We start from the raw sequence: 26,679 nt of genomic DNA on the forward strand, positions 1-26,679 counted from the left end.
TTCGGCCATATTCCGCCCGAGCCACAGCGGGCGCATCGGCAGGCCTGTAAGCGGGAGCGCCAGCCGGCGCTCGTCGCTCCCGTACGGCCGCCTCGGCTCGCCCCTGTGTGCTGCCGGGCCGCTCCTTCGCAGGCTCGGCCCGCGAGGTGGCCCGGCCTCCCTGGCAGGGCAGTCGTACAGCGGCAGCTCAGTCGTTCAGCAGGGACAGATCCTGGCGTGCGCGGGGCACCGTGACCAAGCCCCGGTCGTCCGGCAGCCCCTGGATGGTGAACATCGGCACCCCCTCGGACGGCAGTTCCAGCATCCGGGAGGCGTGCACGGGGCCGCCGTCCAGGCGCTCGACCGTCACCGCGTACGGGCCCTTGGCCGCGGACGGGCGGGGCGGATCAACGGCAACGGTCGTGCCGGCCTTGACCGTGATCTGCCGACTTGCGGGGGCGCCGTCCTCGCTGCCAGCCGACGAGGTGACCCGTACGGTGGCCGCCGCTTCGGGCGCGGTCAGCGACAGCGTCGAGCCCTTGGAACGGTTGTCGGCCGCCGTTCCACGGTCCTCGATCGCGGCGGTTGCCGGGATGAACGCCGTCTCCTGTCGGTCACCTTTGCCGCGCGTGACGCGTAGCGCCGCCACGAAGGGGCCCGTGTTCTTGCCTTGCGGCGTCAGGACCAGCGAGCCCGGCTCGCCCTTGGTGATGTCACCGAGGTCAACGGCGGACGTCATGCGGCTCTTGACGTTCAGCGTCTCGTGGCCCGCGGGCGTGATGGCACCGGTCGGCCCAGACAGCCGGATCTTCATCTCCGCGTCGTCCGAACCCGTGGCATAGGCGATCAGCCGTACCGACGTGGCGTCCTTGGGGATACCGGGGAGCACCGCACTCGTAGCGGCACCGGACGCGGCCGGGAGCCAATCGCTGCCGATATTGGTGTCCGCGACCTGCACACTGGCCCCGATGCGCCCGGAGCGCACCGCGGCATGCAGCGTCAGGTTGATCGTCGGCTTGTTGACCAGGGTGGACAGCAGCACCGGCTTGGTGGAGTGCGGCGGGATGTTGATCGACTCGCCGCTGGGCGCGTCGATTCGGCCGTCCTCCCCGTACAGCTCCAGGTCAACGACCGCCTGCGAGCTGTCGGGGTTGGTGAGATGGACGTAGTCCTGCCGGTCCCCCGCGGTGCTGGCGCCGGGGAACCAGAAGTCGGTGCCGGGGGCGACACAGGAGGTGCCAAGGAGGCCGCGCCCGTCACCGGCGCTGACGGTGGTGGTCTGCTGCACGGTCCAGCCGGGGGCGAGCGCGCCGTCCGAGATGCCGATGAGCGCGGGGGCGTCGGAGCGCGACGTGGTGACGGTGACCGGGGCGCCCGGCGCCTTGAGCGGCAGCACCGGGTCCCCCGTCAGCACGTCCTGCCGGCCGGGCGAGTCCGAGGCCTTGCCGTTCTCCGTGCCCGAAGCGTCCCCGTCCTTGCTGTCGCCGTTGCTGCCCTTGTCACCCTTGCTGCCGTCCTTGCTGCCGTTGCTGCCATTTCCGTCGCCGGTGCCTGCCGCGGTGTGCGCGGGGAGCAGCTCGGCAGCGCCCTTGTTCGCCGTGCCCGGGGTCTTTCCCTTCGGCGTGTACGCGGTGTACGTGGTCTCGCCGAGCTCCGACGAGGTGGGCGCGGGACACACCAGCGAGGACCGCTCGACGGGCAGCCGGGAAGCGGTTGCCGTGTGTGCTCCGTCCGCGCCGGTGTCCGTCTTCGAGTCCGCGTCGGAGGTCATCGATGCGACGCCGGTGAGGGCGGCCAGCGCGGTGGTGGCGGCGATGAGGGAGAGGGTGGTGCGGTTCATGACTCGCTCCCGTCGCGGCGGGGCTCGGGGTTCGTGCCGTCGCCGTACGTCGTGTCGTCCTGCGCGGCCCCGGGGTTGGCGGCTGGGTACGGCGGGCCGTACCCGTAGGGGTCGGAGCCGTCCTGGTAGGTCCCGTCCGGAGCGGGCCCATCGGGGTAGGGGGCGGCCTGGCCCGGCGGGTACGCACCGCCGTAACCCGACTGGCCCGACTGGCCCGACTGGTAAGCGTCGCGCTGATATGGGTCCGCCTGCTGGCCGCCGCTCGGGTAGCCGGTGGGGGCCTGGCCCGGCTGGCTCCCCGGATAGGGCGCGCCCTGGTAGCCGGCGTCGGCGCCCTGCTGGTAGCCGGTGCCCTGCTGGTACAGGTCCGGGTAGGACTGCTGGTACGGGACCTGGGGGGGCTGCTGGTACGGGTCCTGGGCTGGGTCTGTGGCTTGGCTTTGGCCCTGGCCCTGGCCCTGGCCCTGGCCCTGATGAGGCTGCTGGTCTGGGCCCTGGTTCGGGTGGGGTTGCTGGTAGGGCTGGTAGCCCGGCTGGCCTGCGGCGTACCCCGTGGCGTGGTCCCACTGCTGCCCGTAGCCCTGCTGCGGCACCGCGTACGGGTCGATCATGGGATCGGCCATCGGATCAGCCGCAGGCGGGCCGTCTGCCGGGGCGTCCGGCGGCGCACCCGGCGGGGGCGGGGCCAGCGGTGACAGGGGCGGGGGCGCGGCGGGCATTCCGGGGGAGCTCGGTGGGGTGCCGGGCGGGGCCTGCCCGAGTGTCGTACCCGCACCCTCGTGGGCTTCCCCCGTGGCCTGGGCTGCGGCGCGCAGCCGCCGCGCCCGGCGCCCCCCGCCGGAAGGCGCCTGCGCGGGCGCCCCGTCGTCCGGGCCGCCAGCCGGCCCACCGACCGGCCCACCGACCGGCGCCGACGCGGTCGCCGGCCCGGTCGCGGTCGTGGTCGCCGGCCCGGTTGGGGCGTTGGCCACCGGTAGATCGTCGTCGATCTCGCGGCGTCGGTCCGGCAGCGCAAGGACGAGGAGTACCAGGGCGAACAGCGCCTGGGCCCACACCCACAGCGTGTGGCTGACGGGAGTCTCGTAGGTGAGATGGAGTTGACCACCGGTGGCGGGCAGCTCGAAGCCCTGGGCCCAGCCGTCCACGGTGATCCGCTTCAGCTCCTTGCCGTCGAGGGTGGCCTGCCAGCCGGGAGCCGCTTTGTCGGCGACCCGCAGCACCCGGCCCGCAGGGCCGTCCGGCACGGTGCCGTGCGCCTCGACTGGGCCCGCGGCAACCGGCACCGGAACGGTGCCCGCGTCCTTCGCGGCGCCCGTACTTCCCGTACTTCCCGTACCAGCCGCGTCGCCCTTCGCCGGCTGCACCACGCTGACGCGGGAGACCCGCTGGTCAACACGCCACAGCGCGCTGCCGTCCTGTTGGCTGAGCCGGGTCAGGCCGGGGGTGGTGTCCAGGACGCGGCCGAGTTGGCGCGGGGCGCTGTCGCGTACCAGCACGTAGCGCACCGCGTAGCCGCCGAGCTCGCGGGTCTGGTCGGCGCCCGAGCCCGCGACGAGGTGGGCCACGACGTCGTCGAGTCGCTTGTCGCCGCCGGACTCGGTAGCGGCCTCCGCGTCCCCGAGCCGTGCGCCCGAGCCGCGGACCAGGATGTAGTCCACCCGCGCCGCGGTTCCGTCGAGCACCAGGGTGCGGGCCTGGTCGCGGGTGCTGGCCTCCTCGGCGACGAACGCCGGAACCTGCACCGGGTCGCGTCGCTCGATGGGCCCATCGGCGCCACTGAGCATCCAGCTACAGGCGGCGATCAGCGGCGCGAGGCCGGCAGCGAGCGCGATGAGCGCGGCGACCGGCTGCCGCCAGCCGAAGCTCTGTTCCGCGACCCGGGCCCTGGCCCCCTCGGCGCCCACCAGGCCGGCGCACAGCAGGGCGAGGCCGTAGACGAGGGTCGCGGGCCCGGCCCAGTGGTCGGCACCGGCCAGCGCCGCGAACAAGAAGCCGGCCAGGGCAGCCACCCACGCGGCACGCACCGCGAGCTGCCGCCCGGAGCGCAGCAGGGCCGCGAGCGCGGCGAGCACGACACCGACCAGCAACAGGGCGCTCGCGGTCTTGGGGCCGCCGGGGCTGAGGGTGAGCAGTTCCAGGGCGGAGGCCGAGCCCCGCACCTCGTTGAGCCCCGCCTCCTCAAGGAGTCGGCCAGGGTCACTCAGTAGCGAGAGCGACCAGGGCGCGAGCACCAGCAGCGGCGTGAGGGCAACGGCCAGGAAGCGTGTCCCGTACGCGACGAGCTGTGCTCCCCCGCCGCCCCCGCCACCCGCAGCCCGCAGCCCGAGCACGGCGATCCCGAGGAGGACCGCGATGGGCCACACCACCGGGGTGAACGCCATGGTGAGGCTGAGCAGCAGCACGTACGCCCACACGGCGCGCCAGCCCGGTACCTGCCTGCCGCCGCCGCGGCCCAGGGTCAGCCCGGCGGCGGAGACGGCGGCGCGTGCCATCAGCGGGAGCAGTACGGCGAGTACGGCGGTGCCAAGGCGCCCGCTGGCCAGCGCGCCCGTGGTGGCCGGCAGCAACGCGTAGGCGACGCTGCCCCAGGCACGCAGCAGTCGGGAGCCGACCAGCGGCCGGGAGGCGAAGTAGGCGGCGAGCCCGGCCAGCGGCACCGAGCAGACCAGCAGCAGCGTGAGCGTGAAGCCGGTGCTGCCAAGGAACACGCTGGCCAGCGCGGCGAGCACCGCCAGATAGGGCGGCCCGCCATCGGCGGCGCCGACGCCGACCGGCTGCCAGGTGTCGGTGTAGCGGCCCCATAGGTCGCCGACGTCGCCGGGCGCGGGCAGCAGTGCGCCGCCCGCGAGCGAGCCGCCACCGATGAGGTCGCGGCAGGCGATGAGGGAGACCAGCAGCAGCACGACGAAGAGCACCGGGCCTGGCTTACGGGCGACCCGCTTGAGCCGGGCGAACTGTTCGACCTCAAGGAAGTCGGCGTCATCGCCGCCGGGTCCCGACTCGACGACGCCGTGCCGGCCGCCGGAGACCAGCTCAGGCTCGGTGCGGCCACCGAAGTTGCTGGCGATCTGTTCGACGGTGGCCCGCATGGTCGCGCCGGGCGGCGGGAAGAGCGGGCGCAGCTCACTCGCTTCCACCACGGGGCGTCCGCGCTGGCGCCGTGCGGCGAGTACGCGTTCGGGCCGCAGCAGCACGGTGCACAGCCCGGCGAACTCGTCCACGGCCTGGGCCGGGGCCTTGCCCACCAGATAGCCGAGGGTACGCAGCAAGGTGCCGAGCACGACGCGCAGCAGGACGTACGGGAACAGGGCGCCCCGGGTGTTGGCGAGCAGCGTGTAGACGGCGCCTGACTTGTCCACGCGGTGCGGCGATGAGCGGCGGGGCGTGCGGCGGCTGGCCGCCGAGTCCTGCTCGCCATCGGCAACGGTGGGCCCGCCGGCGCGACCCACGCAGTCGATGGGGCGCCGCTCGCGCGCCGCCGCCTCCGCGTGCCGCACCACGGCGTCCGGGGCAATCAGCACCTGGTGGCCCAGCGCCTGGGCGCGCCAGCACAGGTCAACGTCGTCGCGCATCAGTGGCAGGCGCGCGTCGAAGCCACCGAGTTCTTCCCACACCTCGCGCCGGATGAGCATTCCGGCGCTGGAGACGGCGAGCACGGGCCGCACCTGGTCGTGCTGGCCCTGGTCTTGTTCGCGGCGCTCAAGTCCGGTCCAGCGGCGCCCGCTGCGGGCGATGCTGACGCCGACTTCGAGGAGTTGCCGCTTGTCGTACCAGCTTCGCAGCTTGGGTCCGACGATGGCGGCCCGGGGGCTGGCGTCGGCGACGCGGAGCAACTCGCTAAGCGCGGTCGGTTCGGGCGCGCAGTCGTCGTGCAGCAGCCACAGCCACTGCACGGGTTCACCGTGCGGCAACTCCGGCATGTCGTACGCGTCGTCGCGCCAACTGCGGGTGACGGGGTCCCAGCCGCTGGGGCGCTTGAGGTAAGGAAGCTGGTCCGGGGTCAGCATGGGGGCGCCGCGTACGGCTTCGTCCACGGCCGTGCCGAAGCCGCTGCGCCGGGCGAGGTGGAGCACTCGCTCCCGGCCCAGCGCAGCGGTGAGCAGCTGGGCGGAGTCGTCGGCGCTGCCGGTGTCGGCGGCCACCGCGCTCTGCACGGGGCGCTCTTGGCCGAGGAGGCCGGCCAGCGCGTCCGGCAGCCAGCGGGCACCGTCGTGGGAGACGAGTACGGCGGTGACCACGTGCCGCGGAAACTCGGGCGTCGAGGACGCGGCGCCGCCGTGGGCGGGCGCGAACTCGGTGGGGGCGGCCGGGTAGGAGGCGGCCGGTTGGCTGTGCACGGACATCGAGGTACAGGCCCCGGTTCGCTGGACTGCGGTGGACGCGCGGCCCCGCTGGGGCACTGGCGCGTCTCGGACGGGCCCCCACACTAACGGCTCAGCCGCCCGGGCCCACCGCTCCGTCTGGGCTCGTCCACTGCGACGCGTTGACAGGGCTGTATCTCGCCGGGGTGCCACCGGGGTTTCACTGGGCTGCGGGTGACCGGACCGGGTTTGTCATCGCGCTGCGGCTCGCCACGCAACGGAGCTCCCCTATCGGAGCGGGCAGATGCACGTACGGGCGTACGGGCATACGGGCATACGCGCGGATGTACGGGGCCCACGACAACGGTCCGCCTCCCGGGGCACTGTGGCACCGGGGGGCGGACCGTGATCGAAGCCGCTGTGGGGGGATGAGCCGTTCAGACGGCGGCCTTTTTCAGCCGTCGTCGTTCGCGCTCGGACAGACCACCCCAGATTCCAAAGCGTTCATCGTTGGCAAGGGCGTATTCAAGGCACTCGGAACGAACCTCACAGGCTAGGCAAACCTTCTTCGCCTCACGCGTGGACCCGCCTTTTTCCGGGAAGAACGATTCAGGATCGGTCTGAGCGCACAGTGCGCGCTCCTGCCAGCCGAGCTCCTCGTCCGCCTCTTCGACCAGCAGTTGCTGGAACAACTCGGTCATGTGCGCCCCTCGTCCGTCATTGCGTCCCGTGCCGCCGCCGTCAGGTGAACGACACGTGTGAAATTACAAGTGTGCCGATCCGGGCCAGTCAAGCCGAGATCTGCTATTGGACCGCTTATTCACTCTGCGGAACCAAGGGCTTGCAGAAAGTGTTCAAATCGGCCTAAAGCCAGACACATCCACCGGCCCGCCATGTTCGGCGCCCAACGGCGTCTCCCAACCGAAGCAGACGCCACACCCGTCGGTCCCAGTTGCAATCCACCCGCCGAAGCGAACCGGATCACATCCCGCCCACTCACGGGAACGCGATCACGAGCACTCCACGGCGTCGATGACTGCGGCTGATGCGCCACATCTCCGCCCACACGGGTGCACAAACCTTTCTCCGGTCGGGGTAACCGGATGAGGTGAATCATTACCCCCAAAAGAGACACTCAGTTGACAGGATCGAGCAGACCCGGTCTTCTTGGTCGCATGTCAGTGACCCACATGCCCCGGCCGACCCGTTTCCTCGGGTTCCGCTGCGCTGTGCACGCTCACTGTCGCTGTTCTAGCTGTTGATGCTCCCAAGCTCCAGCTTCTTGCGCTCCACCCTCGCCTCATCTCCTGCGCGCACGCCCCGGGTCGCCGCCTAGCGTCCCGCGCGGCACTCACCGCAGCGCGCGCCACCCGCACTTACGCCGAGGAACTCCGTACATGAACAGCGACATCCAAATCGCCGGGGACTGGCTCGACATCCCCCACCTGCTGCCGCCGGTGCCGGCCCACCCCAGCACCGTCTCCGGGTTCGCCCACCTCGCCCGCGCCATCGCCGCCGACCGGGCCAGTTGGGAGCCGCTCGTCGAGTACGACGCGACGAGCCGCTGGTACCACCGGCTGCGCACCGGCCCCGGCTACGAGGTCTGGCTGCTGAGCTGGGTTCCGGGCCAGGGCAGCGAGGCTCATGACCATGGCCGTTCCAGCGGCCTGTTCACCGTTTTGCACGGCCGCTTGACCGAACGCACCGCGCACGGCCAGCGCGCGCTCCGCCCCGGCGCCCACCATGTGATCGCCCCCGGCTACGCGCACGACATCGTCAACGACTCCCTCGAACCCGCCGTCAGCCTCCACATCTACTTCCCCGGCCTGACGGAGATGCCCTTCCACGCCGTGCCCGGCGCGCAGCCGGCCACGACAGCCCCGGCCCTAGCAGCCCCGGTAACAGCGGCCCCTGCCGCAGCCATGTTCGGCGGCGCCGGCGGCTGACCGCCGCCCGGCCACCGCTGCCGCCGTCTGACGCCTGCTCAGGCCCGGTGCTCGGCCGGGCCTGGGGCCGCTGTCGTCGGGCTGCGGTCGGGCTGCGATCGGCTGGCCCGGATGCGGCTACGCCGCGGGGAGCGACCGGGCCCCGATGGGGTCCGTACGGCTGACAGACTGTGTCCCATGCGCATTGTGGTTCTAGCAGGAGGGATCGGCGGCGCCCGGTTCCTACTCGGTCTCAAGTCGGCGGCTCCCGAGGCGGATATCACCGTCATCGGCAACACCGGAGACGACATTCACCTCTTCGGGCTCAAGGTCTGCCCCGACCTCGACACCGTGATGTACACCCTCGGCGGGGGCATCCACGAGGAGCAAGGCTGGGGCCGGGCGGGCGAGACGTTCGCGGTCAAGAGCGAGTTGGCGGTGTACGGCGTCGGCCCCGAGTGGTTCGGGCTCGGCGACCGGGACTTCGCCACGCACATCGTCCGTACGCAGATGATCGGCGCGGGCTATCCGCTCAGCGCCATCACCGAGGCGCTGTGCGCCCGCTGGCAGCCCGGCGTACGGCTGCTGCCGATGACCGACGACCGGGTCGAGACCCACGTACTCATCGACGACCCGGACGCGGACGGCGGACGTAAGGCGGTGCACTTCCAGGAATACTGGGTGCGGCTGCGGGCCTCGGTGCCCGCGCACGCGGTGGTGCCCGTTGGCGCCGAGCAGTCCAAGCCGGCCCCCGGCGTCCTGGAGGCCATCGCCGCAGCGGACGTCGTGCTCTTCCCGCCGTCCAACCCGGTCGTCAGCATCGGCACGATCTTGGCCGTGCCCGGCATAAGGGAGGCCATCGCCGACGCCGGGGTGCCGGTCGTTGGCCTGTCCCCGATCGTGGGGGACGCGCCGGTGCGGGGCATGGCCGACAAGGTGCTCGCCGCTGTCGGCGTCGAGTCCACCGCTGCCGCCGTCGCCGCGCACTACGGTTCGGGGCTGCTCGACGGCTGGCTCGTGGACACGGTGGACGCGGGCTCCACCGCCGAGGTCGAGGCGGCCGGCATCCGCTGCCGGGCCGTGCCCCTGATGATGACCGACACGGCCACCACGGCCCAGATGGCCGCCGAGGCGCTCACCCTGGCCGAGGAGGTACGGGCGTGACCGTGTCCTCCCATCCCGCCGTCCCCGCACCCACCGACCCGGCCACCGACTCGCTCCCCGAACTGGCAGCCGACCCAGCCACCTTCCGGGTGTGGGCGCTGCCCGGCATGCCGGAGGTGCGGCCGGGCGACAACATCGCGGAGCTCATCGCCGCCGCCGCGGCCGGCCCCGGGCTGCCCGGGCTCGCCGATGGCGACGTTCTCATCATCACCTCGAAGATCATCAGCAAGGCCGAGGACCGTATCGTCCAGGCGGACGACCGGGAGGCGGCCATAGACGCGGAGACGGTACGCGTCGTCGCCCGGCGCGGCCCGACCCGGATCGTGGAGAACCGCAACGGCTTCATCATGGCCGCCGCCGGAGTGGACGCCTCCAACACCGCGGCCGGCACCGTGCTGTTGCTGCCCACCGACCCGGACGCCTCCGCCCGCGCCATCCGCACCGCGCTGCGCGACGCCATCGGCGTCGATGTGGGGGTGCTGATCACCGACACCTTCGGGCGGCCCTGGCGCGCCGGCCTGACCGATGTCGCGATCGGCGCGGCCGGGGTGCGCGTCCTGGACGACCTGCGCGGTGGCACCGACGCGCACGGAAACCCACTCGCCGTCACCGTCGTCGCCACCGCCGATGAGCTGGCCGCAGCGGGCGACCTCGTCAAGGGCAAGGCCAGCGGCTGCCCGGTCGCGGTGCTGCGCGGGCTGCCGAGCCTGGTGGGCGAGGCGGCCGACCCGGCCGCCACCGGCGCGCAGGCCCTGGTGCGGGCAGCCGCCGACGACATGTTCCGGCTCGGGACATCCGAGGCCGTCCGAGAGGCCGTGACGCTGCGGCGCACGGTGCGCGAGTTCACCGACGCACCGGTGGACGGCGCGGCGGTACGGCGCGCCGTCGCCGCCGCGGTCACCGCGCCCGCCCCGCACCACACCACGCCGTGGCGCTTCGTCCTGCTGGAGAGCGCACAGGCGCGTACGGAACTCCTCGACGCTATGCGCGACGCATGGATCGCGGATCTACGGGCCGATGGCTTCAGCGAGGACAGCGTGGCCAAGCGGGTACGGCGTGGGGACCTGCTGCGCAACGCGCCGTATCTCGTCGTCCCGTGCCTGGTCGCGGACGGTGCCCACCCCTACCCCGACGCGCGGCGCGCCGCCGCCGAGCGTGAGATGTTCGTCGTCGCGGCGGGGGCCGGCGTGCAGAACCTGCTGATCGCGCTGGCCGGCGAGGGGCTCGGCTCGGCCTGGGTCTCATCGACGATGTTCTGCCGCGACGAGGTGCGCGAGGTCCTTGACCTGCCCGCCGCCTGGGACCCGCTGGGCGCGGTGGCCATCGGCAAGGCCGCTGCCGCGCCCGCCGCTCGGCCGCCCCGCGCCGCTGAGGCGTTCATCGAGGTGCGCTAGCCGCCGCGCCGCGGCCCTCGCCTGCTGACACCGACCGCCGGTGGGTGGGGCCGCGGCACGGTGAGGGGAGCCGCGGCGCTATCTCAGAGCGCCCGGATATCGTTCGGCGAAAAGCGCGGGGCCCGGCGGGGCGGGGTGACGCCGGTGAGCAGGATGAGGCGGCAGGCTCGGTAGCGGTGGTCCGCGTACGGGGCCAGGAGGTCAAGCATCGCGGCGTCGTCCGTGCCGCGCTCGCCGGTGAGTGCGTAGCCGACGATGCGGGGCAGATGGAGGTCGCCGACGGTGACCGCGTCCGGGGCGCCGTTGCTGCGCTGAAGCACCTCGGCCGCCGTCCACGGGCCGATGCCGGGGATGGCCTGCAACCGGGCCATGGCCCGCGAGAGGTCCATCGACGCCGCCTCTTCGAGCCGCCGGGCCACCCGCGCGGCACGCACGACGGCCGCCGACCGCTTGCCGTCCACGCCCGCGCGATGCCACTCCCAGGACGGAATCAGCGCCCAGGCGCGGGCGTCAGGCATCACCCGCAGTCGCATCTCTGGGCCAGGCGCTGGCTCGCCGTGCCGCCACAGCAGCAGCCGCCAGGCCCGGTACGCCTCGTCGCTGGTGACCTTCTGCTCCAGGATCGAGGGCACCAGCGACTCCAGTACGAGCCCGCTCCGTATCAGGCGCAGGCCCGGATGGCGGCGGTGTGCCTCGTGCACCAGGCGGTGTCGGGGCCGGAAGCCGGCCACATCGTCGTACGCGCCGAGCATTGCCGGCAACTGATCGAGCAGCCACTGCGTGCCCGGCCCCCACGCCTGCGCCTCGATGCTGCCGCCGCGGTGCGCGATGCGCAGTGTCCCGGGGCCCTGCGGGGTGCGCGACGCCCGCCACACCGCACCCTCCGCGTCCACCCGGAACGCGGGGTCGCCCGGCCCGCGGCGCAGGATGCTCAGGTTGCGCACCAGGTCATACGGGCCTGGCGGTACCCAGGTGCGGGTGGTGGACATCTCGCCAGCGTACGTGGCTCACCGCTGAGGCCTTTGCGGCCGGCCCCGGGTGCGACCGACTGCGGTGCCCGCTGGCCGGTGCGCCCACGGGCTCGTGCGCCCGCTGGGGCGGGTGGTTACTGGTGGGGCGGTTCGCTACTGGTCTGATGAGAAGCGGACCGCTCCCGCGGGGATGTCAGCGCCGCACCACACGCGTAGGCCAGCACGCAGTTCATTGTCGGCGCCCACGGACGCCCCGTCGCCGATGACGGCGCCGTCGAGGACGGTACGAGGACCTATCCGGGCCCCTGCGCCGATCAGCGAGTCGCGCACCCGGGCGTCCTCCCCCACGATGGCGCCGGCCAGCACCGCGCTGCCCTCGACCCGCGCGCCGGCACCGATCCGCGCATCAGCACCGACGACCGTGCCGCCGGTGAGCTTCGCATCGGCGGCCACCCGCGCCCCATCAAGCACCAGCCGATCCCCGCGGCGCCCAGGCACCGCCGGCGAGGGCGCACGGCCAAGGACCAGGTCGGCCGAGCCGCGGACGAACGCCTGCGGGGTACCGAGATCGAGCCAGTACGTGGAGTCCACCATGCCCTGAAGGTGCGCGCCGTCAGCGAGCAGCCCGGGAAAGGTCTCCCGCTCCACGGAGACCGGCCGCCCGGTGGGTATCGCGTCGATGACCGAGCGGTTGAAGACGTACGCACCCGCGTTGATCTGATCGGTGACGATCTCCTCGGGGGTCTGCGGCTTCTCCAAGAACGCCGTGACTCGCCCGTCCGCGTCGGTCGGCACCAGGCCGTACGCACGCGGGTCATCGACCCGGGTGAGGTGGAGCGACACATCGGCGCCGGTTCGCTGGTGGGTGGCGACGAGCGCCGCGATGTCGAGCCCGGTGAGGATGTCGCCGTTGAAGATGAGCACCGGATCGCCCGGGCCCGAGCGCAGCCGCGATGCGACGTTGCGGATGGCCCCGCCGGTACCCAGCGGCTCCTGTTCGGTGACGTACTCCAGGTGCAGTCCGAGGCCGGAGCCGTCACCGAAGTAGGGCTCGAACACCTCGGCGAGGTAGGACGTCGCCAGCACCACGTGCTCGACGCCTGCGGCGCGAGCGCGGGCGAGCTGGTGGGTGAGGAAGGGCACGCCCGCCGCCGGGACCATGGGCTTGGGCGTGTTGACCGTCAGCGGACGCAGCCGGGTGCCCTTGCCTCCGACCAGGAGGATCGCTTCTGTCACCTTGTCGTCTCTGCTTCCTGACGGGGCCGTCTTGACCCCCGGGCTCCGGGAGCCCGGGGGGAGGTCGGCGGCCAGTGTATGCAGACAGTGAAGACCCAGTTCGCGCCGGTCAGGTCGGCCCGTGCATCACCGCCCCTGGAGCTTGGCCGCCGCGCTACGGATCGCCCCGAGCTTCGTGTACAACCGCGCTCCGGGACAGTCCGTGGTGAAGCCGTCGCGATGCCCCGAGATCACCTTGAGCCGCACCGGGGTGCCCTTGCGGTACTTGTTGCTGCCGCCCGACACCAGAACCGTGCTGCCGAGCGGATTACGCCCGTGTAGTCCGAGCTTCCACGCGGTGAGCTTGGCCACGGCGCGTACCACGGCCTTGGACGGCGTGGCACGGGAGTGCGTGCCCAGGACGGCGATGCCCGTGCTCTTGATGTTGAAGCCGAGGGTGTGGGCGCCCAGGACGGGCTTGGCCGGTCCGCCGGCGCGACCCTCGTAGATGTTCCCGCATCGGTCGATGATGAAGTTGTAGCCCAGGTCCCGCCACCCGCTGCTCTTGACGTGGTAGCGGTAGATGCTGCGGATGACCGAAGGCGCTTGCGAGCACCGGTAGTTGTTGCCGGTGGCGCTGTGGTGCACGAAGGCCGCCTTGACCGTCCTGGTGTATTTGAGCTTGCGCTCGCGCAGCCGCTCGTCGGCGCCCCAGCCCTTGCGGAGGATGATCCGGGGCCGTTGCCCGACGTGCGGGCGCTGCCAGGTGCGCTGTGCAGCCGTCTCCTCCTCGTTCTCCTCCGGCAGCACAAGATCACCGGGAACGCTCCGAGTCGGGTCCAGCACGAGGGCGTCGGTCGTCGTCTCCCGTGACAACGGCCCGTCCACAGCCGCAGGCCCCTCCGGATTCTCGGATGGTTGCTCGTCGGCGGGGGGCTGCTCGTCGGCGGATGGCTGCTCGTCGGTGGGAGGGTGCTCGTCAGCGGGGGGCTGCTCGTCAGCGGGAGGCTCCTCGTCAGCGGGAGGCTGCTCATCGGCGGGAGAGTGCTCATCGGCGGGAGGCTGCTCGTCAGCGGGAGAGTGCTCATCGGCGGGAGGCTGCTGGGCGTCGGGTGCCGGTGGGTCGGTGGGTGACTGCGGCATGGGCGGTACGGAGTGGCCGGTTGGCGCGTCGCCCGGGTTCACCAGCTCCAGGTGCAGGCCCTTTGGCAGGCGGGCGGGAGTGGCGGTCGGTGCGGCCTGACCGGACGAAAGCGGGGGCGCGACGCCAGCTAGCTGGCCGCTGGACGCGGCGTGGTGGTGCGACGCGGCGTGATCGTTCGACGCGGCGTGCTGGTCAGGTGCCGGGCCGGGGTCGGAGCTGGCGCCCTCGCCTGGCCTGGACGTCTGCTCGGGTTCGATACGGACCTGGACGCCATCGGAGTCGCCGACCCACAGGGGCGCGGTGCTCCCGCGCATGGCCTCGCCGCGCCGGGTGCCCGCGTCGAGGTCGGGTGCGTCGTCGCGGTGGGTCTCCAGGTCCTGCCAGTCCGACCAGCGCTCGGTGCCGGTGGCCCGGGTGCGGACCTGCACATGGCCGTGCAGGTCGGCCGCCGCGTCGTCCCAGACGACGCCGACGAGGGAGAAGGGTCGTACCGTACGGGCCTCCATGCCGTACTCCGGCTCCGTGTTCGCGCGGTCGGGCCCTGCGGCTGGCGGGGTCAGCGGGGACAGCGGCAGCGACTGGGTGCTGCCGGGCAGGGCCGCGCTTACGGGTGCGGCGCGGGATGCGGCGTGGGGGGCGGCTGCGACCCCTTGGCCGTTGGTTAGCGGGAGAGTCAGGGCGGCCGTACACACGACGCCGACCGCGGAAGCTAGGTATGCACGCATACCGAAAATGCTGGGCATCTAACCCATATCTGTCTATTCGGGAAATGACGGGCGGTCGGCCTACGCGCGCATCAGCCGGCCCCGGCCCGCCCCGGGTTGACTGCGCGCCAGCCCGCGCCCCGCGTACCCTTGCGGCGATGAACGCCACCGATCGCACCCCCGCCGACCTGCTGCGATCCGCGCTCGCCGCGGACCCGGCACGTCCGCTTGTGACCTTCTACGACGACGCCACGGGCGAGCGCGTTGAACTGTCCGTGGCCACCTTCGCCAATTGGGTGGCGAAGACCGCCAATCTGCTGCAAGGCGACCTCGCCGCCGAGCCGGGCGACCGGCTTGCGCTGCTGCTGCCCGCGCACTGGCAGACGGCGGTCTGGCTGCTCGCCTGCTCCTCCACCGGGGTGGTCGCCGAGGTCGGCGGTGACCCGGCCGCCGCCGACCTCGTGGTCAGCGGCCCGGACACGCTGGACGCGGCACGCGCCTGCGGCGGGGAGCGCATGGCGCTGAGCCTGCGCCCGCTCGGCGTCCGCTTTCCGCAGCCGCCGGAGGGCTTCGCCGACTACGCGGTGGAGGTGCCGGGCCAAGGCGACCAGTTCGCGCCGTTCGCGCCGGTGGACCCGGCGGCGCCCGCGCTGGTGGTAGGTGCCGGCGGACCCGAGCTCTCCGGGGCGCAGACCGTCGAGCGAGCGCGGGCCGACGCGGCGGAGCGCGGGCTCACGCCCGGCGCGCGGCTGCTGTCCGGGCTTGCGTACGACACCTGGGATGGCTTGTCAGCCGGGCTTTTGGCACCGCTCGCCACGGGCGGGTCCGTGGTGCTGTGCCGCCACCTGGACCGGCTCGACCCCGCAGCCCTGGACAAGCGCCGGCAGACCGAGCGCGTGACCGCACTGGTGACCGCCCCCGCGAGCTGAGTCACCGGTTCGAGGACGGCCAGCGAGCCCGTCCCGTACGGCCTGCGCGCCCCTCGTACGCCCGTCCGGCGCACTGCGGGGGCCGACCGCAGGCCGTACCGCCTCTTCCGAGCGATGATCGTCACGAGGTACGACCACGCAGCCTGACGTGTCCGCTCCGGTGATCGACGGCCGCCCACGCCGCCGACTGCGCGCGGAGACGACCCCGTAGGAGGAAGAACCCGCGAGGGGAGGACTCGCGAAGAGGGCCCCGCGAGGAGACGTACCTGCGGGGGGACGTACCTGCGGAGAAAGCACCCGCGAGGGACGTATCTGCGAGGGAAGAACCCGCGAGGGAAGGATGCTGCCGTGACGGACAGCCCGGACCCGGAATCGGACTCGCCCCTGGACGCGCCGTTCGATGCACCGTTGGATGCGCCGCGCCGGCATCGCTGGCTGCGGTGGACTGCGGTGGGTGCCGCCGCGCTGGTGCTGCTGGTGGCCGGTGCGGGCTGGGTGGTGTACGAGCGGTTGGACGGCAACATCACCACCGACACCGACACCGCCGAACTGCTACGCAAGTACGAGGCGGAGCGGCCCACGGCGTTGGTGCAGGGCGCCCGCAACATTCTGCTGATCGGCAGCGACGACCGCGGCGGGCGCAATGGCCGGTACGGCCGCGACGTAGGCACCCAGCGTTCGGACACGACGATCTTGCTGCATCTGTCCAAGGACCGCGACCGCGCCACCGCGGTCAGCATTCCGCGCGATCTGATGGTGCTCATCCCGCACTGCGAGCGGCCGGGCGGGCAGCGACAGAAGGCGGTGTTCGGGCAGTTCAACTACGCCTTCGAGAAGGCCGGCGCCTCGTGCACGATCCGTACCGTCGAGCAACTGACCGGCGTCCGGATTAACCACCATCTGATCGTGGACTTCGACGGCTTCAAGAAAATGATCAACGCGGTGGACGGCGTCGAGGTCTGCCTCGCGACCCCGATGCGGGACCACAAGGCGCGGGTGGATCTGCCCGCCGGGCACCAGGTGTTGAACGGCGAGCAGGCACTCGGCTTCGTCCGCGCCCGCTACACCCTGGGCAACGGCAGCGACACCCAGCGGATCGCCCGCCAGCAGGCGTTCATGAGCTCACTGGTGCGCAAGATGCAGGGCAGCGGCGTGCTGCTCAACCCGACCCGGCTGTATCCGGTGCTGGATGCGGCGACCTCGGCCCTGACTACCGACCCCGGTCTTGACTCGTTGCGGGATCTATACAACTTGGTCCGTGGCGTGCGGAACATTCCATCGGACAAGGTGGAGTTTATGACCATTCCCCGGCGCTCCTACCGGCACAACGTGGCGCGTGACGAGATCGTGCAACCCGACGCCGACCGCCTCTTTGGGCAACTACGGGAAGATCGCCCGGTGACACCAGAGGAAAGCACCGTTGAAGCAGCGAACAACACTCAGCGGATGAATGCCCCAAAGGACGACAAAGCCGATCATACGGAGGGGATCTCACCTCGCACCCCCGCCTCCCCCACGGCGTCACCGGCCGCGCGTGGCCTATGTGAAAAGAGAAAGTGAAAAATCCGTCACTCCCCGTCACAAGGTTGAAAGGATTGGGCAAATTGCCCAGTTGTAGGGAAGTGCGAGGGGACACCGGCGTCGCTGAAGGTTGAAGTTGGCGGATAGTGTGAGCGATCCGGTGCGCTTCGACCAGGGCTCTTCTGCGCATCGCACCAGACGATTGACCCGAGCGCCGAGGGGGAGGCGCCGCGTGGCACCGACGGAGGACACAGGCGACCGTGGACGCGCAAGACCGTGGGGGAGCGGGCGACCTCGACCCCGCTGATCAGTGGGTGTTCAATCCGGACACTGACAGCTATGAGCTGCAACTGCACCCGGCCGAGGAAAGCCAAGAGCCCCCCGCACCCGCCCCCGGCGGCAGAGCGGCGGCCAGAGCGGCCAGCCGCCGGCGCGCCGTCCCCGAGCAGCGCGGTCGGCGAGCCGCGCCCCGTGGCTCTCGGAGCGAAGGTGATAACGCTGCCGTGCCGCCGCAAGGACCGGTCAGCCGCCGCAAGCCGAAGCCGAAGAAGACCAAGACGAAAAAGGCGCTCATCTGGGGCAGCGGCACGATGGCGTTCTTGCTGGTGGGCGGGGCAGTTGCCGCGTACCTCATCTACCAGCACCTCAATGGCAACATCAAAAAGGTGGATGTCGGCGAGAACAACCCGGCGGTCATCGACGGCCCGGTCAACATCCTCGTCATCGGCACCGATACGCGCAGCGGCGCGGGCAACGGGGACTACGGCGACAAGGACAGCGTGGGCCACGCGGACACCACGATCCTCTTCCACGTCTCGGAAGACCGCACCAACGCGACCGCCTTGAGCATCCCGCGCGACCTGATCTTCGACGTCCCGGACTGCACGGTCAAGCAAGAGGACGGCTCGCGAAAGACGATTCCCGGCAAGCAGAAAGTACGGTTCAACACCAGCCTCGGCCAGGACGGACGCGACCCCGGCTGCACCTGGAACGCCGTAGAGAAGCTGACCGGCCTTGAGGTGGACCACTTCATGATGGCCGACTTCAACGCGGTCAAGACGCTGTCAACGGCGGTGGGCGGCGTCGAGGTGTGCCTGGCGCACGACATCAAGGACCCCAAGTCCAAGCTGAACCTGACCGCCGGACGACACAAGATCCAGGGCGAAGAGGCGCTCGCCTTCGTCCGCACCCGGCACAGTGTGGGCTTCGAAAGCGACCTGGACCGCATCAAGCTCCAGCAGCAGTTCCTCAGTTCGATGATCCGGGAGATGAAGGCCGGCGGCACCTTCGGCAGTCCGCAGAAGATGTGGAAGCTGAGCAATGCCGCGACCGACGCGCTCACGGTGGACACCGGCATCGGAAGCGTCAAGAAGCTGATGGCCCTGGGCAAGGACCTCAGCAAGGTCAACATCAAGAACATCACCTTCGCGACCGTGCCGGTCCTCGACAACACCGACAATGTGACCGTGCTGCTCAATAAGCCCCAGGCCGAACCGCTGTTCTCGATGGTTCAGCAGGACGTGTCGCTGACCGAGGTGAAGAAGAACGAGAAGGCGGCCAAGGTCAAGGAGGCCGCCCGGCTCAAGGGAACCAAGGCCGATCCCGCGAACGTTCGGGTGAAGGTACTCAACGGCAGCGGGAAGATGGGCGCGGCGAACGAGACGGTGACCTGGATGCAGAATGACGTAGGGATAATTCGCAGCACCAACGGCCAAAACGCCCCGGATGCCATCGCGAAGACCACCCTGGAGTACGCACCCAACCAGGCCGACCAGGCTCGGCGTCTCGCCGCCCTCATGGGCCTGCCGGGTGCCGCGCTGAAACCCGGGACCGAGGAGGCCGACCCCATGGCGGAGATGACGCTCACGCTGGGCAAGGACTACAAGGGCAAGGGCATCCCCATCACCGCGCCGCGCAAGGCCCCGGAGGGTGTCCAGCGCATCGGGGCGGACGATAAGAACGTCTGCGCGAAGTAACCTGCGATTCGCCCGCCCATCAGGCCGGCACCACGACTGAGTAACGGGGGAGGCCCGATGCGGCACGGCGGCAGGCGAGGGGAGCGATCGAGACGGCGCGTCCCGGAAGCCCGCGAACTCGGGTGGGACGACGGTCTGTACGCGAAAGGCGGCAGCGCAGCCGCGCGGTCGGGCGCAGCGGGAGGACATCCGGTCCCAGCCGGCGGGCAGCCCAGCCCCGGGACCGACCGGGACGGCAACGACCTGGGCCATAGCGGCCCGGGAGGGCACGGCCTGCCGGCGGACGGCCGGGTCCCCGCACCCGGTGCGGGCCCGCGGGGTGGTAGGCGGCGCGCGCGCGAAGCCGACGACACGGGCAACGGCGACGGCAGCTACGGCAGTGGCGTCGGCGCTCAGCGTGGTGCCCCCGCACCCGGCAGCGGCGCCCGCGGCGGCGCGGCCAGCGGCCAGGGCGGCGCGGTGCCGGTCCCGCGATCCGGTGGCGGCACGCGGCGTGCGGGGACCAGACGGCGGGTGCGTCAGCAAGGTAAGGGGCGCCGGATACTGCTGTGGACAGCGGGTGGGCTCTCCCTCGTCATCCTCGGTACGGCTGGCGCCGGCTACCTCTACTACCAGCACCTCAACGGCAACATAGAGAAGGACGTCCTCAACCTCGGTGAGGCACGGCTGGACAAGAGCACGCCCAACGCGCACGGCCAGACCCCGCTGAACATACTGCTGCTCGGCTCCGACAGCCGGAACACCGAGGAGAACGTCAAGCTCGGCGGCTCCCGCGCGGACGCCGACCGCAAGCCGCTGGCGGATGTGCAAATGTTGCTGCACGTCTCCGCCGACCGCAGCAACATGTCGGTGGTCAGCATCCCGCGCGACACCCGCGTCACCATCCCCAAGTGCACCGACGACGACGGCACGATCTACCCCGAGTCCGACCGCAACATCATCAACTCCAGCCTGCAAAACGGCGGCCCCGGCTGCACCGTCGCCACCTGGGAGGCGCTCTCCGGAGTGCCCATCGACCACTTCATGATGATCGACTTCGCGGGCGTCGTGGACATGGCCGACGCCGTGGGCGGCGTACCGGTCTGCGTGGACAACAACGTCAAGGACCCCGATTCGGGCCTGCGCCTGGAGAAGGGCGAGAAGGAGATCAAGGGCGAGCAGGCACTCCAGTGGCTGCGGACCCGACACGGCTTCGAGGACGGCAGTGACATCGGCCGCGCCAAGGCGCAGCACATGTACATGAACGCGATGGTTCGGCAGCTCAAGTCCGGCAGCAAGCTGACCGATCCTGGCAAGCTGATGGACCTGGCCGAGTCGGCGACCAAGGCGCTCAAGGTGGACTACGGCCTCGGCACCGTCAAGAAGCTCTACAACTTGGGCAACGAGCTCAAGCGAGTGCCAACCAAGCGGATCACCATGACGACCATGCCGTGGGTACCGGACCCGCAGAGCAAGGCGCACGTCGTCCCCGACCCGAACGACGCGGACAAGCTCTTCGAACTGGTCCGCAACGACATCGCGTTGGACGGCAAGGACAAGAAAAAGCTCCCGCCGAAGAAGACCACCGAGCCGACCACGCCATCGGCGCCCAAGGGTGAGATCGCCGTCGCCGTCCAAAACGGCACCGGCACCGTGACCGAGGCCCCCGTACCGCAGCGCGCCACGATCATCGCGGACGCGCTACTCAAAAACGGCTTCAACCAGGCCATCGCGGACACCACACCCAAGCCGCAGGCAAAGACGACGGTCACCTATGCGACCGAGGAGCAGCGCGGCAACGCGCTGACCGTGGCCACATCGCTCGGCCTGCCGAAGGACGCCGTACAGCTTTCGCCCGGCCTCCCGCAGGTGACCGTGATCGTCGGCGCGGACTGGCGCGAGGGCACGACGTACCCGAAGCCCACCGACAGCCAAGGCAGCGAGGACGGCGGCACCAGTGGTGACACCGGCACTGGGGGCACTGGCGGCACCGACGACGCGGCGAAGGACGAGAAGCGGGACGAGGACGCCAAGGTGCCGGACAGCGCGGGCGCACTCAACGGCGACGACAAGACGGCGTGCATGAAGGTCAACCCGGCCTACACGTTCTGACCTGCGCCTGCCGATCGGGTACGTACCGGCAGGCCCCGCCGATCGACGTTGGCGCCCCCGCCTGGCTGGGCCCGAGGCCGCCGACGTACGGCCGCGAGCCCGCCTCCCCCGCCACATCAGCGGTATGCAACCACCGCCTCCCCCACACATCAGCGGTATGCACCACCGCCGGCCCTCAGCACCGCCGCCAGGGCCGGGGCCCGTCCACAGAAGCAGTCCGGCCCCGGTCACCAGAGCTAGGTGACCGAGGCCGAGACCGGACAACAAGGATGGCCGGGATGGCCGGGTTGGCCGGGTTGGCCGGGCCAGGCAACCAGCCGCTCAAACCACCGAGCAGCGAGCGGCCGAACCCGCCGGGGTCACACTCCCGAGCCGCTGGTGAGGACCGCGGGGCGGCGGCTGGCGATGACCTTCTTGGCCAGCGCACGGGGGCTGGTCAAAAAGCCCCAGCCCCAGGACATGTGCATGGTCGCCAGCGCGACGGGAATCCGTAGCCGCGCCCCGATCGGCAGGCCCTTGCCCGCCGGCAGGGAACCCGCCGCGATCGCCGCGAGATAGCCGGCGGGGATCACCAGGCCCCATGGAGTGAGCGCCACGCCGACGACGAGACCGGCGGCGATGGCCACCACGGCGGTCGGCGGGGCGAGGTAGCGCACATTGATCGAGCCCTGGTGGTAGCGGGCGACCACATGCCGCCAGCGGCCGTAATCCTTGTACTGCTTGGCCAGCGCACGGATGCTCGGCCGGGGCCGGTAGGAGACCTTCAGCTCGGGCGAGAACCAGATCAGGCCACCCGCCTCGCGGATGCGGAAGTTCAGCTCCCAGTCCTGGGCGCGGATGAACTCCTCGTTGTAGCCGCCTTGTTGCTCCAACGCCTCGCGCCGGAACACACCGAGGTAGACCGTCTCGGCTGGGGCCGCGTCGCCACCGGTGTGGAACGCCGCGTTGCCCACACCGATCTTGGCGGTCATGGCGGCGGCGACGGCGTGCTCCCAGTCGTTCTCGCCCTCGGCGTGCATGATGCCGCCGACGTTTTGCGCGCCGGTCTCCGCCAGTAGTCGCACGGCGGTGGAGATGTAGTGCGCGGAGAGCATCCCGTGCCCATCGACGCGCACCACCACCGGGTGCCGGGACGCCTTGATCGCCGCGTTGAGCGCGGCGGGCGTGCGGCCGGTGGGATTGGGCACCGTGTGCACCCGGGGGTCATCGCGCACGAGCTCGGCGGCGATCTCATCCGTACGGTCCGTGGACGGGCCGAGGGCGATCACCACCTCCAGCTCGCCGGCGTACTCCTGTTCCAGGATGTGCCGGACGGAATTACGCAGATGGCGCTCCTCGTTGAGCACCGGCATGATCACGGATACGGCCGGAGGCTGTGGCTCAGACATCTTCCCTCGGGGGTACAGGGGTCGCCGCTCAGGTGACTGCGGGTAGTACGGATCACGTTACCGCGAATGGGGGACACCGCTACGCACCGGGCGAGTGGCCAGCGGCGGGGCGCACGGCGTGGGGTCGTCCGCCGCTCATCGTATGGACCTATGGTGTCCGCCTTGCCCCCTATAGCCGTCTCATCCATTTCACCCGCCTTGCCCGCCTCGCTCCCATTCCCCTATGTCCCTATATCCCCATTTGCCGCATAACCGTCTCTCCCCTAGCTCGTCGTACGTCCGCACGCTCCCCCTCAGCTCGTCGCGGAGGTCTCCCCAGTGACCGCACCGGCCCGCTCCCCCTACCCGCCCCCGCCGCGCCGACCCCGGACGCAGCCACCCTTCGCCGCCCCTTCGGACCCGGCGCCGCCGCCCCCGCGGCCACCCAGCCAACGACCCCGCTGGGGGCTGTGGCTCGCCGTGATCGGCGCCGCGACGGTGCTGGTCGCCGGCGGCATCGGGCATGCGGTGGTCTCCGGCCTGCACAACGGCATCGAGCGCATCGATCCATTCGGAGCGCTTGACCACCGCCCCTCCGCCGGTGACGGGACGAACTACCTGGTCGTCGGCACGGACGGGCGGGAGAAGATCACGCCGGCGCAAAAGGCGAAGTACCGGCTCGGCGGCGAACCCTGCCACTGCACGGACACCCTGATGCTGGTGCATGTCTCGGCCGACCACGATCGCGCCAGCGTCATCAGCCTGCCGCGCGATTCGTACGCCGAGATCCCCGCGTACACCGACACGACCGGCGCCGTACGCCGTACGCACCCGCAAAAGCTCAACGCGGCCTACGCGGAGGGCGGCCCAAGCCTGACCGTACGCACCGTCGAGCACATGACCGGTGTACACATCGACCACTACCTAGAGGTCGATTTCACCAGCTTCATGCGGACCGTGGACGTGGTGGGCGGCGTCGAGGTGTGCACCGTACGCCCCCTCAAGGACCGGTACTCCGGGCTCGACCTGCCCGCCGGGCGACACACGCTCCAGGGCGGCGAGGCGCTCCAATACGTACGCTCCCGGCACATCGACGGCGCCGCCGACCTCGGCCGAATGCAGCGCCAACAGCGCTTCTTGGCCGCGCTTATCGACAAGGCGACCAATAGCGGTGTGCTGCTCAACCCGGTGAAGTTCAGCAAGGTGGCCTCGTCGCTGCTCGGTTCGGTGCGCGCGGACCGGGAGTTCGGCAGCACACAACTCGTCGGGCTCGGCGAGGCGATGCGTAACTTCTCGCCCGCCTCATCGGAGTTCACCTCGGTGCCGGTCAGCGACGTCAGCTATCCGGTGGCGGGCGTCGGCTCGACCGTACGGTGGAACGAGGCGCAGGCCGACCAGCTCTTCCGGGCCGTCCGCCAGGATCGCCCGCTGACCCCGCACCGCACGAAGCGGCCCCGGGCCACCACGGTCGAGATCGACCCGGCGCAGATCAGGGTCCAGGTCGTCAACGGAACCGGCCGCGCCGGGCTCGGCGAAAAGACCGACCGCGCCCTGCGGGCCACCGGCTTCGCCACCACCGGCACGGCCACCACCGCGGCCACCACGGGCCTGCCTCGTACCGTCATCGCCCACGACCCCGAGTGGAACCGCTCGGCCCGTTCCCTGGCCGCGGCCCTGCCCGGCGCCGAACTCCGCCCGACCCCGGGCCAGGGCGGCACACTCCAGGTCACGCTCGGCACCGACCACCAAGACGTCCACCGGGTACGCCCGGAACGACCGGCCGGCGCGGACAACGGGCTCACGGCGGTCAGGGGCGACCAGGTGAACTGCTCGTAAGCCCGCGGGGAAATGGTTCGCGCCAACGCACCGAGCACGGGCGCGCCGCCCTCCAGACGACAGCGCCCCCGGAATCCGCCCCGAGTTCCGGCGCGGGGGGCGCTGCCGTGCGCCGACGACCCCACCCGTTTTACCCGTGGCATCCAGCAAAACGCATTCAGCGAAACGCCTGTCCCATAGCCCGGCGCTCGGCAGCTGGCCCGCTGGCGTATGTCACTCGTCTGGTTGCTGCTCGCGGAGCTCTCGAATGGCGCGGCGGCGGGCGAGGCGGTGGGTGCGGCGGATCTGGGCCTCTTGGAAGCGGCGCGCGTTCCGCTCCGAGTCCGGAAGCACGGGCGGCACGCTGCGCGACTTTCCGTCTGCATCGACGGCGGCGAACACCAGGTACGCCGATCCCACCTGCTGTGCCGGCGTCGATTCGTTCCACCGCTCGGCCATGACGCGTACGCCGATCTCCATGGACGTCCGGCCTGTCCAGTTGCACTGAGCGTGCACGTGGACAAGGTCGCCTACGCGGACCGGCGAGAGGAACGCCATTTCATCCATGGACGCCGTCACCGCAGGCCCGCCCGAGTGCCGGCCGGCGACAGCGCCGGCCGCATCGTCGACTAGCTTCATGATCACGCCACCGTGCACGGTCCCGAGAAGATTCGTGTCCGCCGCCGTCATGATGTGGGACAGCGTGGTGCGCGAAGCCGCGGTCGGCTTGCCCGGTATCGCTGCCTCCGTGGCCTGGGCCTGAATGGTCATGTCCTCCACCTTATGCGCCCCCGGATTGCATCAGCTCTGCAACAGCCACGCCCCAAGTCAGTACCCGCGGTACAAGCACGCTGGTGCGACGGGGCAAACTTCGACTATGAGCAATTGGCCCGAGGGGTGGACCAACGACGGCGGCGACCAGAGCCGGCGCCGCGGCGGAGGCCGCGGTCCCGACCCCGAGATCGCACGTTCCATGCCGCATGTCCGCCGCGAGCCGACCGGCAACGGCCCCGGGGGCGGTGGCTACCCAGGCGGTGCCCCGCGCCACGAGCCGCCGCTGCCGCCCGACCTGTCGCCGCGCGGTGCGGTTCCCCCGCAGCAGCAGCCTCCCGGTTACGACGGGGCACACGGCGGTGACGGCTACGACGACGGGTACAACACCGGCCAGGTCTACGGCGCCGGACGCGGCCCCGTTACCAGTGGCCCGGGGGACCCGGGCGGTCCGGGAAGCGGCGAGGGCGGCCCCCCGTACGGCGGCCCGTCCGGACCGCCCGCCACGCGTCCGAACTGGCGCAAGCGCATCACGATCGGCGTCATCGGCGTGTTCGCGCTGCTGCTGATCGTGTCCATCGGTACGTACTTTTGGGCGGACGCCAAGCTCAAGCGCGATGTCGATCTGGGCAAGGTCGAGGACCGTCCCGGCGGGGGCGACGGCACGAACTACCTGATCGTGGGTTCCGACAGCCGTGAGGGCATGTCCGCCAAGGAGAAGAAGGACCTGCACACCGGCTCCGCCGATGGCAAGCGCACGGACTCGATGATGATCTTGCACGTGGGCGACAACGGAAACACCATGATCAGCCTGCCGCGCGACTCCTGGGTGACGATCCCCGCATTCACCGGCTCCGAGTCGGGCCACCGCATCCAGCCCCAGCAGCAAAAGCTCAACGCCGCGTTCTCCATTCAGGGCCCTGAGCTGCTGGTTCGTACGATCGAGTACAACACCGGGCTGAAGATCGACCACTACGCGGAGATCGGTTTCGGCGGCTTCGCGAAGATCGTGGACGCGGTCGGCGGTGTCGAGATGAACATCCCGCGCGACATCAAGGACAAGAACTCCGGCGCCGACCTGAAGAAGGGCAAGCAGACGCTGGACGGCAAGGAGGCGCTGGCCTTCGTCCGCAACCGGTACGAGGCGGGCAGCGACCTGGAACGCACCAAGAACCAGCAGAAGTTCCTGTCCACACTGGCCTCACAGGCCGCCACGCCCTCCACGATCCTCAACCCCTTCCGGCTCTACCCGACGATGAGCTCGGGCCTGGACACGCTGATCGTGGACAAGGACATGAGCCTGTGGAAGCTGCGGTCCATGTTCTGGGCCATGAAGGGCGTCACCGGCGGCGACGGCAAGCAGATGAACATGCCCGTCGCCAACCCCGGGTACAGCACCCCCAAGGGCTCCGCGGTGCTGTGGGACATGCCGAAGGTCAAGAAGCTGATGGAAGAGCTGAAGAACGACGACAAGGTCACCGTCTCGGCGCAGTGACCCGCGCCGTGCGACGGCTGCCTTCGGACGCCGTGTGACGGCTGACTCCGGTGGGTGAATGCCGGCGTCCGTGCTGG

17 protein-coding genes are annotated in these 26,679 nt (G+C 71.0%); 9 read left to right on the top strand and 8 right to left on the bottom strand.

The features are described from left to right. Positions 1-187 precede the first annotated feature (187 nt). From FHS42_RS29450 to FHS42_RS29460, 3 genes are all read right to left on the bottom strand, one after another. Entirely contained in the window at positions 188-1,819 is a 1,632-nt protein-coding gene (locus tag FHS42_RS29450) for a DUF5719 family protein (protein WP_184577563.1), read from the bottom strand. Next, on the bottom strand, positions 1,816-6,162 hold the full coding sequence (locus FHS42_RS29455; protein WP_184577565.1) for a glycosyltransferase family 2 protein: 4,347 nt from the start codon (positions 6,160-6,162) through the stop codon (positions 1,816-1,818). The genes FHS42_RS29450 and FHS42_RS29455 overlap by 4 nt, the downstream gene beginning before the upstream one ends. 395 nt (positions 6,163-6,557) lie before the next feature. After that, entirely contained in the window at positions 6,558-6,821 is a 264-nt protein-coding gene (locus tag FHS42_RS29460) for a WhiB family transcriptional regulator (protein WP_004952403.1), read from the bottom strand. A gap of 696 nt (positions 6,822-7,517) precedes the next feature. Between FHS42_RS29460 and FHS42_RS29465 the strand changes: the two genes are divergently transcribed. The 3 genes from FHS42_RS29465 (at position 7,518) to FHS42_RS29475 (ending at position 10,603) form a co-directional block, all read left to right on the top strand. Continuing rightward, positions 7,518-8,066: a cysteine dioxygenase gene (locus tag FHS42_RS29465; RefSeq protein WP_184577568.1), complete on the top strand. Its 549-nt coding sequence runs from the start codon at positions 7,518-7,520 to the stop codon at positions 8,064-8,066. A 177-nt stretch (positions 8,067-8,243) separates the two neighbouring features. Then, positions 8,244-9,209 carry a 2-phospho-L-lactate transferase gene (gene cofD / locus FHS42_RS29470; RefSeq protein ID WP_184577570.1) on the top strand — a complete coding sequence of 322 codons (966 nt, stop codon included), beginning with the start codon at positions 8,244-8,246 and terminating at the stop codon, positions 9,207-9,209. Positions 9,210-9,271: 62 nt separating this feature from the next. After that, the gene (locus tag FHS42_RS29475; protein WP_184577846.1) at positions 9,272-10,603 is read left to right on the top strand and encodes a coenzyme F420-0:L-glutamate ligase; all 1,332 of its coding nucleotides are present in this window, start codon (positions 9,272-9,274) and stop codon (positions 10,601-10,603) included. A gap of 83 nt (positions 10,604-10,686) precedes the next feature. Here the strand turns inward: FHS42_RS29475 and FHS42_RS29480 are convergent, their stop codons facing one another. The 3 genes from FHS42_RS29480 to FHS42_RS29490 all read right to left on the bottom strand — a co-directional run bounded on the left by FHS42_RS29480 (position 10,687) and on the right by FHS42_RS29490 (position 14,658). Continuing rightward, positions 10,687-11,592: a DNA-3-methyladenine glycosylase family protein gene (locus tag FHS42_RS29480; protein ID WP_184577573.1), complete on the bottom strand. Its 906-nt coding sequence runs from the start codon at positions 11,590-11,592 to the stop codon at positions 10,687-10,689. A gap of 135 nt (positions 11,593-11,727) precedes the next feature. After that, entirely contained in the window at positions 11,728-12,810 is a 1,083-nt protein-coding gene (gene manB / locus FHS42_RS29485) for a mannose-1-phosphate guanylyltransferase (protein WP_184577576.1), read from the bottom strand. Positions 12,811-12,936: 126 nt separating this feature from the next. Continuing rightward, positions 12,937-14,658, bottom strand: coding sequence for a peptidoglycan recognition protein family protein (locus FHS42_RS29490; RefSeq protein ID WP_184577580.1), 1,722 nt, complete (start codon positions 14,656-14,658; stop codon positions 12,937-12,939). Positions 14,659-14,795: 137 nt separating this feature from the next. On the opposite strand from FHS42_RS29490, the gene FHS42_RS29495 reads away from it, so the two are divergent. The 4 genes from FHS42_RS29495 (at position 14,796) to FHS42_RS29510 (ending at position 21,154) form a co-directional block, all read left to right on the top strand. After that, positions 14,796-15,566, top strand: coding sequence for a TIGR03089 family protein (locus FHS42_RS29495; protein ID WP_184577583.1), 771 nt, complete (start codon positions 14,796-14,798; stop codon positions 15,564-15,566). 348 nt (positions 15,567-15,914) lie between these two features. After that, positions 15,915-17,126, top strand: a complete 1,212-nt coding sequence (locus tag FHS42_RS29500; protein ID WP_312867088.1) for an LCP family protein — start codon at positions 15,915-15,917, stop codon at positions 17,124-17,126. 221 nt (positions 17,127-17,347) lie between these two features. Then, complete coding sequence (locus FHS42_RS29505; RefSeq protein WP_184577587.1) at positions 17,348-19,063, top strand: LCP family protein; 1,716 nt, start codon at positions 17,348-17,350, stop codon at positions 19,061-19,063. Between the two features lie 57 nt (positions 19,064-19,120). Then, positions 19,121-21,154: an LCP family protein gene (locus FHS42_RS29510; RefSeq protein WP_184577590.1), complete on the top strand. Its 2,034-nt coding sequence runs from the start codon at positions 19,121-19,123 to the stop codon at positions 21,152-21,154. Between the two features lie 359 nt (positions 21,155-21,513). Here the strand turns inward: FHS42_RS29510 and FHS42_RS29515 are convergent, their stop codons facing one another. Further along, positions 21,514-22,542 (bottom strand): glycosyltransferase family 2 protein, encoded by a 1,029-nt coding sequence (locus FHS42_RS29515; protein WP_184577593.1) that lies wholly within the window; start codon positions 22,540-22,542, stop codon positions 21,514-21,516. Positions 22,543-22,860: 318 nt separating this feature from the next. Between FHS42_RS29515 and FHS42_RS29520 the strand changes: the two genes are divergently transcribed. Further along, the gene (locus tag FHS42_RS29520; RefSeq protein WP_184577596.1) at positions 22,861-24,357 is read left to right on the top strand and encodes an LCP family protein; all 1,497 of its coding nucleotides are present in this window, start codon (positions 22,861-22,863) and stop codon (positions 24,355-24,357) included. Between the two features lie 213 nt (positions 24,358-24,570). Here the strand turns inward: FHS42_RS29520 and FHS42_RS29525 are convergent, their stop codons facing one another. Next, positions 24,571-25,107 (bottom strand): acyl-CoA thioesterase, encoded by a 537-nt coding sequence (locus FHS42_RS29525; RefSeq protein ID WP_184577599.1) that lies wholly within the window; start codon positions 25,105-25,107, stop codon positions 24,571-24,573. Positions 25,108-25,213: 106 nt separating this feature from the next. Between FHS42_RS29525 and FHS42_RS29530 the strand changes: the two genes are divergently transcribed. Next, positions 25,214-26,602: an LCP family protein gene (locus tag FHS42_RS29530; protein ID WP_184577603.1), complete on the top strand. Its 1,389-nt coding sequence runs from the start codon at positions 25,214-25,216 to the stop codon at positions 26,600-26,602. The last annotated feature ends 77 nt before the right edge of the window (positions 26,603-26,679 follow it).

The sequence above is a fragment of the Streptomyces zagrosensis genome (assembly GCF_014203645.1).
In the GTDB taxonomy this organism is placed as follows: Bacteria; Actinomycetota; Actinomycetes; order Streptomycetales; family Streptomycetaceae; genus Streptomyces; species Streptomyces zagrosensis.

Bases quoted from the DNA above. Each gene is read 5' to 3' on its own strand.
- FHS42_RS29530 (WP_184577603.1), top strand. From the start codon at position 25,214: ATGAGCAATTGGCCCGAGGGGTGGACCAACGACGGCGGCGACCAGAGC.
- cofD (WP_184577570.1), top strand. From the start codon at position 8,244: ATGCGCATTGTGGTTCTAGCAGGAGGGATCGGCGGCGCCCGGTTCCTA.
- FHS42_RS29495 (WP_184577583.1), top strand. From the start codon at position 14,796: ATGAACGCCACCGATCGCACCCCCGCCGACCTGCTGCGATCCGCGCTC.
- FHS42_RS29450 (WP_184577563.1), bottom strand. From the start codon at position 1,819: ATGAACCGCACCACCCTCTCCCTCATCGCCGCCACCACCGCGCTGGCC.
- FHS42_RS29480 (WP_184577573.1), bottom strand. From the start codon at position 11,592: ATGTCCACCACCCGCACCTGGGTACCGCCAGGCCCGTATGACCTGGTG.
- FHS42_RS29490 (WP_184577580.1), bottom strand. From the start codon at position 14,658: ATGCGTGCATACCTAGCTTCCGCGGTCGGCGTCGTGTGTACGGCCGCC.
- FHS42_RS29525 (WP_184577599.1), bottom strand. From the start codon at position 25,107: ATGACCATTCAGGCCCAGGCCACGGAGGCAGCGATACCGGGCAAGCCG.
- FHS42_RS29510 (WP_184577590.1), top strand. From the start codon at position 19,121: ATGCGGCACGGCGGCAGGCGAGGGGAGCGATCGAGACGGCGCGTCCCG.
- FHS42_RS29455 (WP_184577565.1), bottom strand. From the start codon at position 6,162: ATGTCCGTGCACAGCCAACCGGCCGCCTCCTACCCGGCCGCCCCCACC.
- FHS42_RS29515 (WP_184577593.1), bottom strand. From the start codon at position 22,542: ATGTCTGAGCCACAGCCTCCGGCCGTATCCGTGATCATGCCGGTGCTC.
- FHS42_RS29465 (WP_184577568.1), top strand. From the start codon at position 7,518: ATGAACAGCGACATCCAAATCGCCGGGGACTGGCTCGACATCCCCCAC.
- FHS42_RS29460 (WP_004952403.1), bottom strand. From the start codon at position 6,821: ATGACCGAGTTGTTCCAGCAACTGCTGGTCGAAGAGGCGGACGAGGAG.